Source organism: Bradyrhizobium sp. Leo170, assembly GCF_004296405.1.
Classification (GTDB): Bacteria; Pseudomonadota; Alphaproteobacteria; order Rhizobiales; family Xanthobacteraceae; genus Bradyrhizobium.
This window is the reverse complement of sequence record NZ_PSRR01000245.1, coordinates 1-13,409: the sequence shown is the minus strand read 5'-3', so window position 1 is coordinate 13,409 and position 13,409 is coordinate 1. Positions and strand designations below refer to the sequence as shown.

The 13,409-nt window shown below is 64.2% G+C and carries 18 protein-coding genes; 7 read left to right on the top strand and 11 right to left on the bottom strand.

Going from position 1 to position 13,409, the window contains the following annotated elements; genetic code table 11:
• Nucleotides 1–4: 4 nt before the first annotated feature.
• Complete coding sequence (locus CWO89_RS30820) at nucleotides 5–235, bottom strand: hypothetical protein (RefSeq protein ID WP_130582301.1); 231 nt, start codon at nucleotides 233–235, stop codon at nucleotides 5–7.
• An 83-nt stretch (nucleotides 236–318) separates the two neighbouring features.
• Complete coding sequence (locus tag CWO89_RS30815; protein ID WP_130582300.1) at nucleotides 319–597, bottom strand: hypothetical protein; 279 nt, start codon at nucleotides 595–597, stop codon at nucleotides 319–321.
• 191 nt (nucleotides 598–788) lie between these two features.
• On the opposite strand from CWO89_RS30815, the gene CWO89_RS30810 reads away from it, so the two are divergent.
• On the top strand, nucleotides 789–1,247 hold the full coding sequence (locus CWO89_RS30810) for a PaaI family thioesterase (protein WP_130582299.1): 459 nt from the start codon (nucleotides 789–791) through the stop codon (nucleotides 1,245–1,247).
• A gap of 260 nt (nucleotides 1,248–1,507) precedes the next feature.
• On the opposite strand, the gene CWO89_RS30805 is transcribed toward CWO89_RS30810, so the two are convergent.
• From CWO89_RS30805 to CWO89_RS30795, 3 genes are all read right to left on the bottom strand, one after another.
• The gene (locus CWO89_RS30805) at nucleotides 1,508–3,538 is read right to left on the bottom strand and encodes a pyrroloquinoline quinone-dependent dehydrogenase (protein ID WP_130582298.1); all 2,031 of its coding nucleotides are present in this window, start codon (nucleotides 3,536–3,538) and stop codon (nucleotides 1,508–1,510) included.
• Between the two features lie 67 nt (nucleotides 3,539–3,605).
• Nucleotides 3,606–5,075, bottom strand: a complete 1,470-nt coding sequence (locus CWO89_RS30800) for a caspase family protein (protein WP_130582297.1) — start codon at nucleotides 5,073–5,075, stop codon at nucleotides 3,606–3,608.
• 151 nt (nucleotides 5,076–5,226) lie between these two features.
• Nucleotides 5,227–5,460, bottom strand: coding sequence for a hypothetical protein (locus tag CWO89_RS30795; RefSeq protein WP_130582296.1), 234 nt, complete (start codon nucleotides 5,458–5,460; stop codon nucleotides 5,227–5,229).
• Between the two features lie 149 nt (nucleotides 5,461–5,609).
• Between CWO89_RS30795 and CWO89_RS30790 the strand changes: the two genes are divergently transcribed.
• The 3 genes from CWO89_RS30790 (at nucleotide 5,610) to CWO89_RS30780 (ending at nucleotide 7,949) form a co-directional block, all read left to right on the top strand.
• Nucleotides 5,610–6,023 carry a hypothetical protein gene (locus CWO89_RS30790; RefSeq protein WP_130582295.1) on the top strand — a complete coding sequence of 138 codons (414 nt, stop codon included), beginning with the start codon at nucleotides 5,610–5,612 and terminating at the stop codon, nucleotides 6,021–6,023.
• 176 nt (nucleotides 6,024–6,199) lie between these two features.
• Nucleotides 6,200–6,529, top strand: coding sequence for a hypothetical protein (locus CWO89_RS30785; protein ID WP_130582294.1), 330 nt, complete (start codon nucleotides 6,200–6,202; stop codon nucleotides 6,527–6,529).
• A 250-nt stretch (nucleotides 6,530–6,779) separates the two neighbouring features.
• Nucleotides 6,780–7,949 carry a GNAT family N-acetyltransferase gene (locus CWO89_RS30780; RefSeq protein ID WP_130582302.1) on the top strand — a complete coding sequence of 390 codons (1,170 nt, stop codon included), beginning with the start codon at nucleotides 6,780–6,782 and terminating at the stop codon, nucleotides 7,947–7,949.
• Between the two features lie 27 nt (nucleotides 7,950–7,976).
• Here CWO89_RS30780 and CWO89_RS30775 read toward each other — a convergent pair whose 3' ends face one another.
• The 3 genes from CWO89_RS30775 to CWO89_RS30765 all read right to left on the bottom strand — a co-directional run bounded on the left by CWO89_RS30775 (nucleotide 7,977) and on the right by CWO89_RS30765 (nucleotide 10,295).
• Nucleotides 7,977–8,615, bottom strand: coding sequence for an NIPSNAP family protein (locus tag CWO89_RS30775; RefSeq protein WP_130582293.1), 639 nt, complete (start codon nucleotides 8,613–8,615; stop codon nucleotides 7,977–7,979).
• 132 nt (nucleotides 8,616–8,747) lie between these two features.
• Entirely contained in the window at nucleotides 8,748–9,413 is a 666-nt protein-coding gene (locus tag CWO89_RS30770; protein WP_130582292.1) for a DsbA family oxidoreductase, read from the bottom strand.
• A gap of 60 nt (nucleotides 9,414–9,473) precedes the next feature.
• Complete coding sequence (locus CWO89_RS30765) at nucleotides 9,474–10,295, bottom strand: helix-turn-helix domain-containing protein (RefSeq protein ID WP_130582291.1); 822 nt, start codon at nucleotides 10,293–10,295, stop codon at nucleotides 9,474–9,476.
• A gap of 127 nt (nucleotides 10,296–10,422) precedes the next feature.
• Between CWO89_RS30765 and CWO89_RS30760 the strand changes: the two genes are divergently transcribed.
• A complete protein-coding gene (locus CWO89_RS30760; protein ID WP_130582290.1) occupies nucleotides 10,423–10,644 on the top strand; it encodes a hypothetical protein in 222 nt (73 codons plus the stop codon).
• Between the two features lie 98 nt (nucleotides 10,645–10,742).
• Here the strand turns inward: CWO89_RS30760 and CWO89_RS30755 are convergent, their stop codons facing one another.
• Nucleotides 10,743–11,201: a group III truncated hemoglobin gene (locus tag CWO89_RS30755; RefSeq protein ID WP_130582289.1), complete on the bottom strand. Its 459-nt coding sequence runs from the start codon at nucleotides 11,199–11,201 to the stop codon at nucleotides 10,743–10,745.
• 84 nt (nucleotides 11,202–11,285) lie between these two features.
• Here CWO89_RS30755 and CWO89_RS30750 point away from each other — a divergent pair, with 84 nt between their 5' ends.
• Nucleotides 11,286–11,714: an RrF2 family transcriptional regulator gene (locus CWO89_RS30750; RefSeq protein WP_130582288.1), complete on the top strand. Its 429-nt coding sequence runs from the start codon at nucleotides 11,286–11,288 to the stop codon at nucleotides 11,712–11,714.
• Here the strand turns inward: CWO89_RS30750 and CWO89_RS30745 are convergent.
• The gene (locus CWO89_RS30745) at nucleotides 11,711–12,373 is read right to left on the bottom strand and encodes an SET domain-containing protein (RefSeq protein ID WP_130582287.1); all 663 of its coding nucleotides are present in this window, start codon (nucleotides 12,371–12,373) and stop codon (nucleotides 11,711–11,713) included. The genes CWO89_RS30750 and CWO89_RS30745 overlap by 4 nt on opposite strands.
• Nucleotides 12,374–12,532: 159 nt before the next feature.
• Here CWO89_RS30745 and CWO89_RS30740 point away from each other — a divergent pair, with 159 nt between their 5' ends.
• Nucleotides 12,533–12,718 (top strand): hypothetical protein, encoded by a 186-nt coding sequence (locus CWO89_RS30740; protein WP_130582286.1) that lies wholly within the window; start codon nucleotides 12,533–12,535, stop codon nucleotides 12,716–12,718.
• A gap of 122 nt (nucleotides 12,719–12,840) precedes the next feature.
• On the opposite strand, the gene CWO89_RS30735 is transcribed toward CWO89_RS30740, so the two are convergent.
• Nucleotides 12,841–13,409 (bottom strand): TetR/AcrR family transcriptional regulator (locus tag CWO89_RS30735; protein ID WP_130582285.1); only part of this gene is annotated, 569 nt, incomplete at its 5' end.

The following is a 13,409-nucleotide window of genomic DNA, read 5'->3' as shown; positions in this document are numbered from 1 at the left end:
GCTCTCAATCGGCGCTGGCAAGACGCCGCATCGTGAATTCGATCCTGTCGCCGGGCAATTCGCGCCAGCTTTCTACCGCGCTCATATAGGCGGCCTTGGGATACCGGTTGAGGAAGTCGCGCGCCTTCAGCCGCGCCTCGTCGCGCGGCAGGGTAAAGGTCTCGCGCATGAAGCCGTCGCCCCGCTTTCGCCGGGCAGCCATTCGGCTCGCAAGATCACGCGGACGCAAGGCCATGTCGCAATTCCAAACCAGGTGACGACCGGCCAAATATAGGGAGAGCGGAGACCGAATCCGAGTCTCCGCGTCGACGCCGGCGCTTACTGCTGCGCGCTGCCGGTCTTGGTCTTCGGCTTGGCCGGGGTGGCGGCCTTGGGGGCGTCGCTCCGCACGGTACCCCACGGATCGGATGACGTCTTGGCGTCCGGAATCTTCTTCAGCGATTCCCTGTAGGCCTTATCCCTGATCTGGTCCTGCTCGATCTCGTCCGGCGTCTTCGTCGGCCCGTCGCCAAGCAGGTTGATATGGGGGGTCGAAATTTGCGCGTAGGCCGGCGTTGCCAGCAGCGCCGCGACAGCGATGGCGCCCAGAATTCTCATGAGATGCTCCCTTACTACTCCCCTCGGGGTTGGCTTGGCGTATAGCATCGCCCAAGCCGCACCGCAAAGCAGGCCGCAGGTGCGATCCGGCGCCAAAAGTCTGGCAATTTCAAGCCGGCCGCCCTGCTGTTCCCTTCCCCGGAATGCCCTCTAGAATACCATCATCATCCAGGGAGAGGAACGAGCGCCCCATGCAAGAAGAGGTCACGGAATTCGGCATCGATGATGCGCGACGGGTGCTCGGCGAGGTATTTGCCCCCTGGGTGCTCGATCTCAATCTCTCGATCGAAGGCTTTGATGCTGCGCCGCCGCAGGAGGCCGGTGCCGATTGGCAGCCCGGTGCGGTCTTGCGCATGCCGTTCTCCGAACGGCTGTGCCGTCACGGCGGCGTCGTCTGTGGCCAGGCGCTGATGGCGTTCGCAGATACCTCGATGGTCATCGCCAACCTCGCCGCGAACCGCAGCTATCGGCCGATGACCACCGTCGACCAGACCACGCATTTCATGCGCGCGGTGAGCGCTGCCGACGTGCTGGCGGACGCGCGCGTCGTCCGCCTCGGCCGCACCATGAGTTTCGGCCGCGTCACGCTGCTCTCGGCCACCGACAACAAGCCGGTGGCGATGGTGTCGAGCGCGTTTGCGATGTTGTGACGGCATTTGGGGCGTAAGAGACGCTACGATCGCAATCTCGCGGTGAGATTTCCGTCATTGCGAGCGCAGCGAAGCAATCCATGTCTCCGCAAGTGGCGCGATGGATTGCTTCGCTGCGCTCGCAATGACGCGGTGTCCATTTCGACGCTTGCGCATGCGGTTCAATGGATTCTCTGATGTGCAATTGCACATCAATGCTCGCGCAAGCTCGGCACGCATTGAATCCAAGCGCATGTCGACTTCGTGCGCGGAGTGAGAAGTCAGATTGTGGATTTCGCTGAACGAGCACGACGCGTGCGGCGCCAGCGCCATGCCGCACCCACAATGATCGCAAGAACGAGCCCCGCTGAAATCGCGCCGCCAAGGAAGCGTCCGCCCGGCCGGTCGATCGTGCGCGACCGCAGCGATGGCGCTTCGCCCTGTCGCGGCAGACGGAAAGCCACCACGCTGTCGCCGATCGTCGTGCCCGCTTCCGAATGGCCGCCGGCGCCGATCACGACATATTGCTCGCCCTTCCAGAGATAGGTCATGGGATTGGCAACGCCTGGCACCGGCAGCCGGCCCTGCCACAACTCCCGGCCAGTCCTGGCATCGAACGCGCGCAAATACGCATCCATCGCGCCGGTGAAGACTATTCCGCTCGCGGTGACCACCACGCCATTCACCAGCGGCGTACCCCAGTGGAAGGCGATACCGAGCGGCGCGCGATCCTCCGTCGTGCCGACCGTTGAACGCCAGAGAATCTTGCCACCCCTCAGGTCGACCGCGACCATCTCGCCCCAGGGCGGCTTGTTGCATGGCAACCCGAGCGGCGAAGTCACCACCGCGCGCGACATCGCGAAAGGCGCGCCCTCCTGCCGGCCGAAATCATGGCCGGGCGGCGGATTGAAGCCAATCGCCTGCTCGCGCGGGATCAACTTTATCAGATGCACGGCGCGGCTGACGTTGGCGTAGAGGATCTGATGGAGCGGATCGAACGCGACGCCGCCCCAGTTCACGCCGCCGCCGGTGAATGGAAATAGCAGCGTGCCTTGCGTCGATGGTGGCGTGTAGAGACCCTCGCTGCGCGCGTTTGCGAATTGCTCCTTGCAGGACCGGCCGAGAAGCGGAAACGGATCGAACGCGTCGTCGACCGAGATCTTCTGCGGCACAAGCGTCGGCACGTGGGTCGGGAACGGCTGCGTCGGCGAAGGCCTCTCGCCGTCCGCCGTGCCTTGCGGCACCGCGCGCTCCTCGACCGGCCACACCGGTCTGCCGGAATTGCGGTCGAGCACGAAGACAAAACCCTGCTTGGTCGGCTGGATCACGACGTCGCGCATGGCTTCACTGACATCGATCCGTACCAGCGTCGGCTGGGCCGGCAGGTCGTAATCCCAGAGATCGTGATGCACGGTCTGGAACGACCACACCAGTTCGCCGGTCTCGATGCGCAGCGCGACGACCGAGTTGGCATGCTCGTTGTTGCCCGGACGCTTGCCGCCCCAGAAATCCGGGCTCGGCGAGGTCGTCGGCAGGAACACCAGGCCACGCGCTTGATCCACCGACATCGGCGCCCAGACATTGGCGTGACCCGCCTCGATGCCGTCATGCCGCAGCGGATCGAAATTCCAGCGCGGCGCTCCGCTGCGCGCATCGAAGGCGCGCACCACGCCGCGCGGCGCGTCGACGCGGCGGTTGTCGCCGATCGCGGAGCCGACCACGATCACGCCGCGGCCGACCGCCGGCGGCGAGGTCACCTGAAACTCGCCCGGCCATTCCAGGGTCATGCCGATCTCAAGCCTGACCTCGCCGCCATTGCCGAAGCCGGCGCAGGGAACCCCGCTCTTCGCATCGAGCGCGATCAGACGGGCATCGTTGGTGCCCATCAAGATCCGCGATCGGCACACCGCCCCCGCAGGCGCATTGTCATCGACCCAATAGGTGACGCCGCGGCAGACATAACGGTTGGCGGGACGCTGGCGCGTGCTGATACCGGGATCGTAGCGCCATTTTTGCGCGCCGGTCCCGGGATCGAGCGCGATCACCTCGTTGAACGGCGAGCAGAACACCAGGCTGTCCTCGACGAACAGCGGCGTCGCCTGGAATTTAGTCCGCCGCATCACCTCCGGCGCGCGGCGGTCGAGATCGCCAGTCCGGAATTCCCAGGCGCGGATCAGGTTGGCGACATTGTCAGGCGTGATCTCTTTGAGCGGCGAGAAGCGCGATCCGCCGGGATCACCGCCCCAAGGCTCCCATGCGAGGGCCGGCGTCGCGAGACACAACACGGCAAGCAGGCGGACAAGATGGCGCATGGCGTCCCGCTGAAGATGTGGTCATCGACTACTGCATCTTCCCCGGATGAATTACGCCATTACCGGCTCAGTATCCACCCCTGCGACCGCTCCAGCCATCGCCACCGCGTCCGCCATAGCCGCCGTAGCCACCGTAGCCGCCGGGTCGACCGTAGCCACCGCCGACGCCGATCCCGATTCCGATCGAGACTGGCGGTCCGGCGGGTTCGTAGACGACGCGCGGCGGCGGACGGTGCACGACCACGACGTCCTCCTCCTCGACGACACGGCGCGGCGGCGCGCTGGCGCGCTTGGGCGGCGCCGGCTCGGCACGCTTCCTGGCTGGTGTATCGACCCTCTTGAGCGGCGCCGGTTGCGACGGCGCGTTGCAGGGACAGGTCAGCGCCGCGTTGGTCGCGGGCACGCTGACGGGCGCTGCGAGTGCCAGCGTCATGTTCGGGCGGTTGCGCAGCCGCTCCTCCAGCTTGCGCGCGGTCGCAGTAAGATCGCTGTCGGGATACTGCGCGAGGAATGCGCGATAGCCGGCCGCGGTGTTGATAAGGACGGCATTGTTCCAGGCCACCATGCGGCGATGGCGATCGAGCCAGTCGCGCGCCTGCAGCCCACGCGGCGTCGAAGCGTAGAGCGCGGCAAAGGCTTCATAGGCCTCGTCGGTGCCGTCGGCGACGATGATCTCATTGGCGGTCTCGACCGGCTTGCCCTGCAAGTCGCGCGTCCATTCCTCGACCGTGCGCCTGGCCGATGCGAGCTTTGGCGCGGCAGCGTTCGTGCCGGCGGGACCTGCCACGAAGCGGAAATCCTCGGTCAGCGACGAGCTGTCCCACGGCGTCTGACGGCCACCCGTCGCCTTGTTCACCGCGACACGAACGCGCTTGAGGGTCGCCTCGATCGGCGCAGAGTCCTTCGCCGCCGCGAGCAGCGCCGTCGTGTAGGGACTGTTGCTGCCGTCGCCGTCTTCGGCTTCCGCACCGGGCGAGGTCGAGAACGACAGGAAGGTGCCGGGCCCGCCGGTCTTGGCGTCGACAATCGCAAGCCCGTGGCCGGCACTCTTGAGCCCCGGGAACGGGTTGTTGCGGCATGCGTCGAGCAAAAGGATGCGCATCTTGCTCGGCACTGAATTCAGCGTGTTCAGGACATCATTGAGGCGCACCGCCTGGATCGGAATGTCGGCCTCGCGCTTGGGATCGACATCGGTCGGAACGAGGAAGTTCTCGCCATCGACCTGCAGGCCGTGGCCGGCATAGAACACCAGTGCCACCGTATCCGCACCCTTTGCCGCGACCTCGCCGGCGAATTCGCTGACCTTGGCGCGGAATTCATTCTGCGAGAGGTCGGAAGCCGATACCACCTGGAAGCCCGAATCGGTGAGGAGCTGCGTCATCGCCTTGGCGTCATTGGCCGGGTTGGGCAGCACCGGCACCGACTTGTAGGCGGATTGTCCGATCACCAGCGCCAGCCGGTTCTCGGCCAAAGCGGGCGAGGTGCCGAGCAGCACGGCAGCGGAAACAAGCAGTCTGGCGAGCGAGCGGCGCGACATCGAACGACCTCCGGCAATGCGATGGCTTGCCGGATTGGTCGTGAGCTTTGACGGCAAGGTTCAACCTCGCCGGCCGATCGCAGGATGACTTGCTTATCGAGGGCGCAGGCCCCCCTATCAACATGTTGTTCGACGACGGATTGCCGTCAGCTCATTTCGACTTCTTCGCAGCCTCGGTCGGCCGTGCCACGCCCCAGGGATCGTATTTCTCCTTGGGCTCGGGGATGCGTTCGAGCGCAGCCTTGTAAGCCTTCTCGTCGACCTTCGGCTTGCTGTCCTGCTTGCTTCCGGCCGCGTCGCCGCGATGCCGCTTGCCGCCCATCTGGGCATAGGCTGGCATCGCCAACAGCGCCAATACCGCCGCGGCGACCGTTAACTTGCGCATTGTCGTTCTCTCCCTGCCACCCAGTCCCGGTATCTTCATACTGGAAAACGGCAGCATAGCGTGCCGCCGGACCAATTTCAGCAATAGTTGATCGGTAGCGCCCCCCGCGAGGTCACCAATGTTGGTTTGAACAAGGTAAGTACATCGAAATGGGACAGGGCGGCGCTCGCATTACATTGCTGTTAGGTTTGGCGGCTACGCTGGCCGGTTGCGGCTTCGTGGATAGCCGCTCGCCGCTGCCAATGCCGGCGTTCTTGCGCGCCAGGGAGGCCGAGCCGCCGCCGCTTGAAGCACCGCCCGACATCAAGCGGCTGGTCAGCGAAAAACTGGACTCGGTGTTCGTATCGACCTCGCGTCCCGCCAATGTCCGCGTCTCGCAACCCCTGCATGATCCGCGCGGACTGGGATGGACCTCCTGCGTGCGCGCTGAACTGACATCGGTGATGGGCCAGCCCTTGGGCACGCAGACCTATCGCGTCTTCATCAATGAAGGAGGCATCGCCGACCGCCGCCGTGTCGACGGCGACGATACTTGCGCGACGGAGAATTACGAGCCGATCTGATCTCTGCTCCCAATCGCGGAATCGTTCCACCTCAGTGCCGAAAAAAACAATGCCCGTTCGCGAGCGAGCGCCTCACGCGCGCGAACGGAACCTACCATCAAGCCAGTTCCTTCGGAACGAAACCCTCCGCGCAGCTTTGTCAGACGCGAGGGCAGTATCTATGCGGAGGCGGAACCATGAAGACGTTTGCAATCGCTTTGCTGGCCGGCGTCGGCGCGTTGTCTGTCGGCAGCGCGGCCAAGGCCACTGACATTTACAGCACCACGGAGTACAGCAACCCTGAAGTCGTGCAGCAGGTCCGCATGGTCTGCGACGATGACGGGCGCTGCTATCGCACCCGTGGCGGCAGTCGCGTGATCGTCCGCGATTCCTATAACTACATGCCGCGCGAACGCTACATCGAACGCCGCGAATATCGCGACTACGATGGCGGCCCGCGCGCAGGCGTCGGCATTCGTACGCCCGGCGGGACCGTGGGTATCGGCGTCGGTGACGATCGCTGGTAAGCACTGAACAAGACAAAAGGAGCCGCCGAACGCGTTTCGGCGGCTCCTTCTTGCTGAACAACCCGTTAACATTACCGCTCGAATTGCAGCGCCGAACCAACCGTATTTTGCATTTCTTCCGCTAGTCTTCCGAGTGCGATGACGAGGGGCGACGTCGACAGTCCCTCCATCGCTCACGCACGGGGAAGCGGGGAAAGTGGCCGAGATCGCCGATAAAACGGTTGTCCATCGCGCATCGATCGACGATGCCATGCCGGCGCATGCGCCGTCGAACGGCAGTCCTGCGCTCGCGCCGCTTGCCGATATTCCCATGGGCCAATGGCGCGCGCTCGCCGAGCACGTCGTCGAGCCGAACGCCTATTACCTGCCGGAATGGGTGTTGGCGGTGAGCGCCTCCGCGCGCGGCCGCACGGGCGCGTTGGCGCTCAGCGCCTTCAGCGATGCTCCGCTCGCCTATGACGGACCGGCGCGGATGATCGGGCTGTTGCCGGTCATCTCGCTGTGGCGCGCCTGTAAGATCCCCCTGCCCGCGCTGATGAGCGCACAACCCTATGGCACGCTGTGCACGCCGCCGCTTGATTGCGACCTCACTGAGGCAGCAGTGGAGCGGTTGATGCAGGAAGCGCGCAAGGCCGGTGCGCATGCGCTGATCCTGCGCGACATGTCGCTGGACGGCAAGGCGATGCGGGCCTTCAACGAGGTGCTGCGGCTCAACGGCATGCGTCCCCGGCTGATGCAGTCATGCCTTCGCGCCTGTCTCGACGCGACGCGCAATGCCGACGAACTGCTGCTCGACGCACTCGGAGCCAAGAAGCTGAAGGAACTCCGCCGGCTGCGTCATCGTCTTGCCGACCACGGCGCTATCAGCTTCGAGGTGGCGCGCACACCGAATGAAGTCGCAGCCGCGCTTGAAACCTTCCTCGCCCTCGAAGCCAGCGGCTGGAAAGGCAAGCGCGGCACCGCGCTCGTCCAGCACGATGGCGACGTCATCTTCATCCGTCGCGCCACCGCGGCGCTTGCCGAAACCGGCCAATGCGAGATCGTGACGCTCCGCGCCGGCGACACCCCGGTCGCAGGCGCGATCGTGCTGCGGCACCAGGACCGCGCGTTCTATTTCAAGCTCGGCATCGACGAGCGCTTTGCCAAATATTCGCCGGGCGTGCAGTTGACGCTCGATCTGACGCGCCATCTCTGCAGCGATCCGGCGATCCGCTCGGTAGATTCAACCGCAGCGCCCGACCATCCCATGATCAACCCGATCTGGCGCGGGCGCTTTGCCATCGGCGACGTGCTGATCCCGCTGCGGCGATACGATCCGCTGGTGCCAATGATCCACGCCGCGCTGACCCTGCACCGTTCCGCGGAAGAGACCGCACGTGGCGTTGTTCGGTTGATCAGAAGCCGAGGCAAATCCCGCTGAACGCGGTCACGGCATTCGTCCCATACCTCATTGCAATGGCGAGTGGGGCGCAGGCAGCATGATGGTCGAGTGCATCTCGTCGAGCAGCGGGCCGCCTTTGCGGAGGAATTCCTGCCACGCCGGATCTTTCAGGGCGTTCGCGCGGGCTTCAACGCGGGCGTTGAGGCTGGGATAGGCCCAGATGTGGCAGACTTCGTTCGGCTGACCTGCCTCGGTCTGCCAGAGGCCGACGATTTTGGAGTATTTCTCGCGCGCCGGCAGCGCCTCGGCGAGCGCTTCGAGCCATTGCCTGACGGCGCCGCCTGGCTTGGCGCGATAGTTGCGGAATTCGTAGATGTTGCCCGTCGATGCCGGAGCAACCGGCGGCTTCACCGCGTTGAGCAGGCGGATATCCTGACGCTGGAGTAGTGGACGGATCAGCGGAACATACTCGCCGGTCCAGCGCGGATTTTTGGCAAGTTCGCCGCGCAGCCTGCTCCGCTCGTCAAAATCCTTATAGCTCCACAGGTGCATGACTTGATTGAGGGGACCGATCTCGGTCATCCAATAGCCTTCGAGCTTGCCGTAGTCATCCTTGCGGATGTCGCGCGACACGGTACTCGCTGCTTTGACCATCTCGCCGACGGACCCGGGCTTCACCGTGTAGGTCCGGAGCTCATAGAGCATGACGTTCTCCCAATTTTCTTTTGATGTTTTTGGCAGCCCGTAGCCCGGGTGAAGCGCAGCGCAACCCGGGACTCTCGAAGACGCTGATGCAGATGTCCCGGGTTGCGCTGCGCTCCACCCGGGCTACGGCCGTTACTCCGCCGCCTCGGCGTTGATCTCGGCGGAAACCTGGCGGATGGCGCGAGCGAGCTGTTCGGCCGGCTGCGCGCCGGAGACTGCGTATTTCTGCGCGAACACGAAGGTCGGCACGCCGGAGATGCCCTTGTCGGACGCCTCCTGCGCCTGCGCCGAGATCAGCGCGACATCTTCATCGGTTGCAAGACGCTTGCGCACGTCGTCGGCATCAAGCCCGACATCGGCCGCTGCCCGCACCAGCACGTCGATGTCGGTGAGGTCGCCGCCGTCGCGGAAGTAAAGCTCCATCAGCCGCTGCTTCATCTCGGCGGCCTTGCCGCTCGCCTCCGCCCAGTGGATCAGGCGGTGGCAATCGATGGTGTTGGGCTGGCGCTTCACGAGATCGGGGCGATAGGTCAGCCCCTCCTCGCCCGCGGCGGTGACGACGCGCCCGGCGATGCCCTTGTAGGCCTCGACCGAGCCGAACTTCGCGGTGAGATATTCGTCGCGGCTGATGCCCTCGCGCGGCACCCAGGCATTGAGGAAGAACGGCCGCCAGTGCACTTCCACCGGAACATCCGGCACCAGCTCGAGTGCATTCTCGATCCGCCGCTTGCCGATATAGCACCAGGGGCAGACGACGTCGGAAACGATGTCGAGACGAAGCGGCTTCAGGGTGCTCATCGGGCGTTCCTCCGCTGGAAAGACGCAGAGATAAGCTCCGAAGGGAACCCCGACAAGCCGCTATTTCATGGCGTCAGCCATCTGCTTTAGCCGCTCGGCGGTCACATCGTCGGCGGGAAAGAAGGTTTCCAATGCCAGTTCCGACAGCGTGATATCGACCGGCGTGCCGAATACCATGGTGGTGGAGAAGAAGCTCAACACCCCGCCATCGTGGCGCAGCTTGAGCGGGATTGCGACATTGTCCGGCGGCAGCGGTCCCGAGCGCGCTGGGATCGGATAGCTCTTCAGGTCCTGATAAAGCTTCAGCAATTCCGGATCGGCCGTCGCCTCGCATTGCCGGTGCAGCCGCTCCAGGAGGTGCCCGGTCCATTCGGCAAGATTGACCGTGCGCGCCGCCAGCCCTTCGGGATGAAAGGCAAGCTTGAGGATGTTGAAGGGCTGGCCGAGCAGGCGCTGCGGAATGCCCTCGAGCAGCGGCGCCACCATGCGGTTGGCGGTGACCAGATTCCAGTGCCGGTCATAGGCCAGCGCCGGATTCGGCTCATGCGCCTTCAACACCAGGTCGATCGCCCGCCGCGCCGATTTCAGCGCGGGATCGTCGAGCGAGCGCTGCGGGAAAGCCGGCGCGAAGCCCGCGGCGACCAAGAGCACGTTGCGTTCACGCAAGGGCACCTCCAGCCGTTCGGCCAGCTTCAGCACCATCTCGCGCGACGGCGCAGCACGGCCGGTTTCCACGAAGCTCAAATGGCGCGCCGAAATATCCGCCTCGACCGCGAGATCGAGCTGGCTCAGATGGCGGCGCTGCCGCCATTCGCGCAAGTGATCGCCGACATGAATCGGCCTGCTTGGTTCGGCCCGCGCCGCGGATGCATGTGCGTTCATGGCTGGAAAACTACCACGCGGCTTTCGGCCATTCCATTACGTCCGAGGTAATCGAAACCGCTTACGTGCCAGGTAATCGAAAAGGCGCGCGGACCGGATCATCTTTTGGGAGCACGAGGAGATGACCATGAGACCCGACCCGAGCCCCTTCCCGTCCGCCGCCGGCATCGTCGTGTGGCTGCTCAATCTGGCGACGTGGCTGATCGCGCGTTCGCTGCAGCTACCGGAACCGCTGGTCTACTCGACCGGCGTCTACGTCGTCGCACAGGTGCAGGCCGCCGAGACCAGGGCAGCGAAGCGGCTTTGTCCGTTGCGCCTCATGCGTCAGCTCCGTCGGCTGTTCCGCTGAACCATCAACCAGGCTGCGCTTTTACCAGCCGGCTCAAAAACAACGGCCGCCGTGAACGCTCGCGGCGGCCGATTTTTTCTCTTGGGTTGGACCGCAGCTCAGGCGCTTGCGGCCTCGCCGCGCCGAAATCGCTCGCCCTTGCCAAGCATCACGCCTTGCGACCAAGCGATGCCGAGTTCGAGGCTGGCGGCGATCCGCTCCGCGCGCTCGATGAAATGCGCCGCTGCCTCCGGCGGACAGATTTCGCGCGCGGCCTGTTCGAACAATTCAAGCCAGCGGTCGAAATGACCGGCGTCGACCGGCAGCGGCAGGTGTTTTGCCATCGGCGTGCCATGATAACGGCCGGTCATCAGCGCGACCGACGACCAGAACGCGCACATCTGCGAAAGATGCGGCCCCCAATCCCGTATGCGTGCTTCGAACACCGGCCCAAGCACCGCATCGGCACGAACTTTGTCATAGAAGCCGTGCACGAGGCGCTCGATCATGGCCTCGGTGATGCCGGTCTTGGCGACGATGTCGGCCGTGATCTGCTCGCGCCGCTCTGCCCCTGTCATGCCAGCTCTCCTCAAATAGGCATTCTAAATACCCATTTAGGGCAGTATGGCTGGTTCGCAAAACCGGATTTTTGCGGGGCTCCCATGCGCCTCACTCTGTTCACCGATTTCGCCCTGCGCGCCCTGATGCGGCTTGCGGGCGAACCGACGCGTTCATTTGCAACCGCCGAGATCGCAGCCGAATTCGGCATTTCGCGCAATCACCTGGCGAAGATCGTGCGGAACCTCGCCGATAGCGGCTTCATCACCACCCAGCGCGGGGCCGGCGGCGGTTTTGCGCTGGCGCGGCCGCCGCAGGCGATCACGCTCGGCGCCGTCGTGCGTGCGCTGGAGAACGACCAGGCGCTGGTCGAATGTTTTCGTGAGGATGGCGGCGCCTGCGTGCTGACGCCGCGCTGCCGCCTGAAGGGCAGACTGGCAGCGGCGCGAGAGGCCTTCTTGCACGAGCTCGATACGACGACGCTCGCCGAATGCGCCTATCCGGCGCGGCCAAAGGCGGTCAGGCCAATCTAGGCGTGAAGTGGCGCGGCTGAGCTCTTGCGTTTTCCGGCGACGACCTTCTTTCCGGCGGGCTTGGGGCGGCCCGAGCCGTTCAGATACTTGCCGTTGGCCTTGCCGTTCTTCTTTTTCGCCTTTTCCTTGACTTTCTCTTGGGCCTTGGCCTTTTCCTTGGCGACCTTCTCGGCCTTGCGTTTCGCCTTGCGCTCGGCTTTCTCCTTCAGCCTGAGCCGTTCCGCCCGCGCCTCGGCGCGCTTCTTCTTGCGCTTCTTCTCGCAGGAATCGCATTTGCAGCCGATCGGCTTCAAATAGGCTTTGAAATAATCGGTGCCGTAATCGTAGTTGATTTCCTCGCCCGGCTCGATGTTCTTGACGGCGCGGATATAGATCTTGCGCTTGCGCGGCTTGACGTCGGATTCCGAGTTCGGCCTGCAGGAATGGTTGATATAGCGAGCGACGTTCTCGCGGATCGAGCCGTCGATGGTCCAGCGGTTGGTGAGCTCGAACAGATATTTGTTCTCGATCTCGTCCTCTTCCTTCTTCTTGGAATCCAGAAGCGGCCCGAAATAGCGGATGATCCTGCTACCCTTCTTGATCGGCTTGGTGGCAAAAAGGCCGAGTCCGGTGCGGGAACGGCCGACGCGATAGGGTTTATTGGGCGATATCGAGGGCATGGTAATGTTGAATGAACGGACGCTTCGCACAAGCGACGGCTGTGCGGAGCCGCTCTTCTAGGACAATTCAGCGCCGCTGTCAGGTGTTTCGCGCTCGCTATTGAACCTTGCCCACAATGAACGCGTCTGAATGAGGGGCGGGTTCCTCTGAAGGCCTGCATGATGAAGCTTGTCATAAATGCATGCGTATTTGCCATCCTATTGACCGGCAGTATTGGCCATTCAGGCGCCCAAACAATCAGCAGCAGCTATACGTCGACGGCGCCAAAGGGCTGCCGCACGGTCGGCAAGCCGAGCGAGTCCGGCGGCACGACGGTTCTGATTGAGTCAGAACCGAAGCTCTAGATTCTTGTTTTGACGCGTTTTCTGCGCAGATAAGTCTACGCAATCTGCGTAAACTTGATTGCTATGCGAACCAGTGTCCACCCTCGGATCAAGTCCGAGGGCATGCTTCGCTCGAAAATGCTTTAGTTGGCCGGCGGACGAAAGGCCGAACTGCGCAGCATCGCATCCAGCAGCGTCTCGACCGATGTGCCCTCGGGCAGCCGCTTCAGGATGTTGGAGAGGCGGTCGTCGAGCAGCAGCGTGGTGAAGCCGTGCACCAGCGACCAGGCACGCACGATCGCAGCGGCCTGGTCGAGCGACAGCTTCTTCTCCTCGATATGCTCACGGCGGCTTTCGCCGACCGCACCGGCAAGGCCGGCGAAGGCGGTGCTTGCGGCCTCGTGCAGCGACGGCCTGGACATATCGAGCCGCTCGGTGCGGAACATCAAGCCGTACATGCCCGGATGCGCCTGCGCATAGGCGATATAGGCCTTTGCGCGCGCCAGCCCTTTCTCCGCAATGGTAGCGCCGCCTGCGACGGCGGTGCGCATCGCGTCGTTGAACTGGCGGAAGCCGATGGCGGCGAGCTCGCTGACCAGGCCGGTCAGGTCGCCGAAATGATGCGTCGGCGCGGCGTGCGAAACGCCGGCCTCGCGCGCCACCGCGCGCAACGTCAGCCCCGCCAGCCCGTCGCGCTCGAGCACGCGCTCGG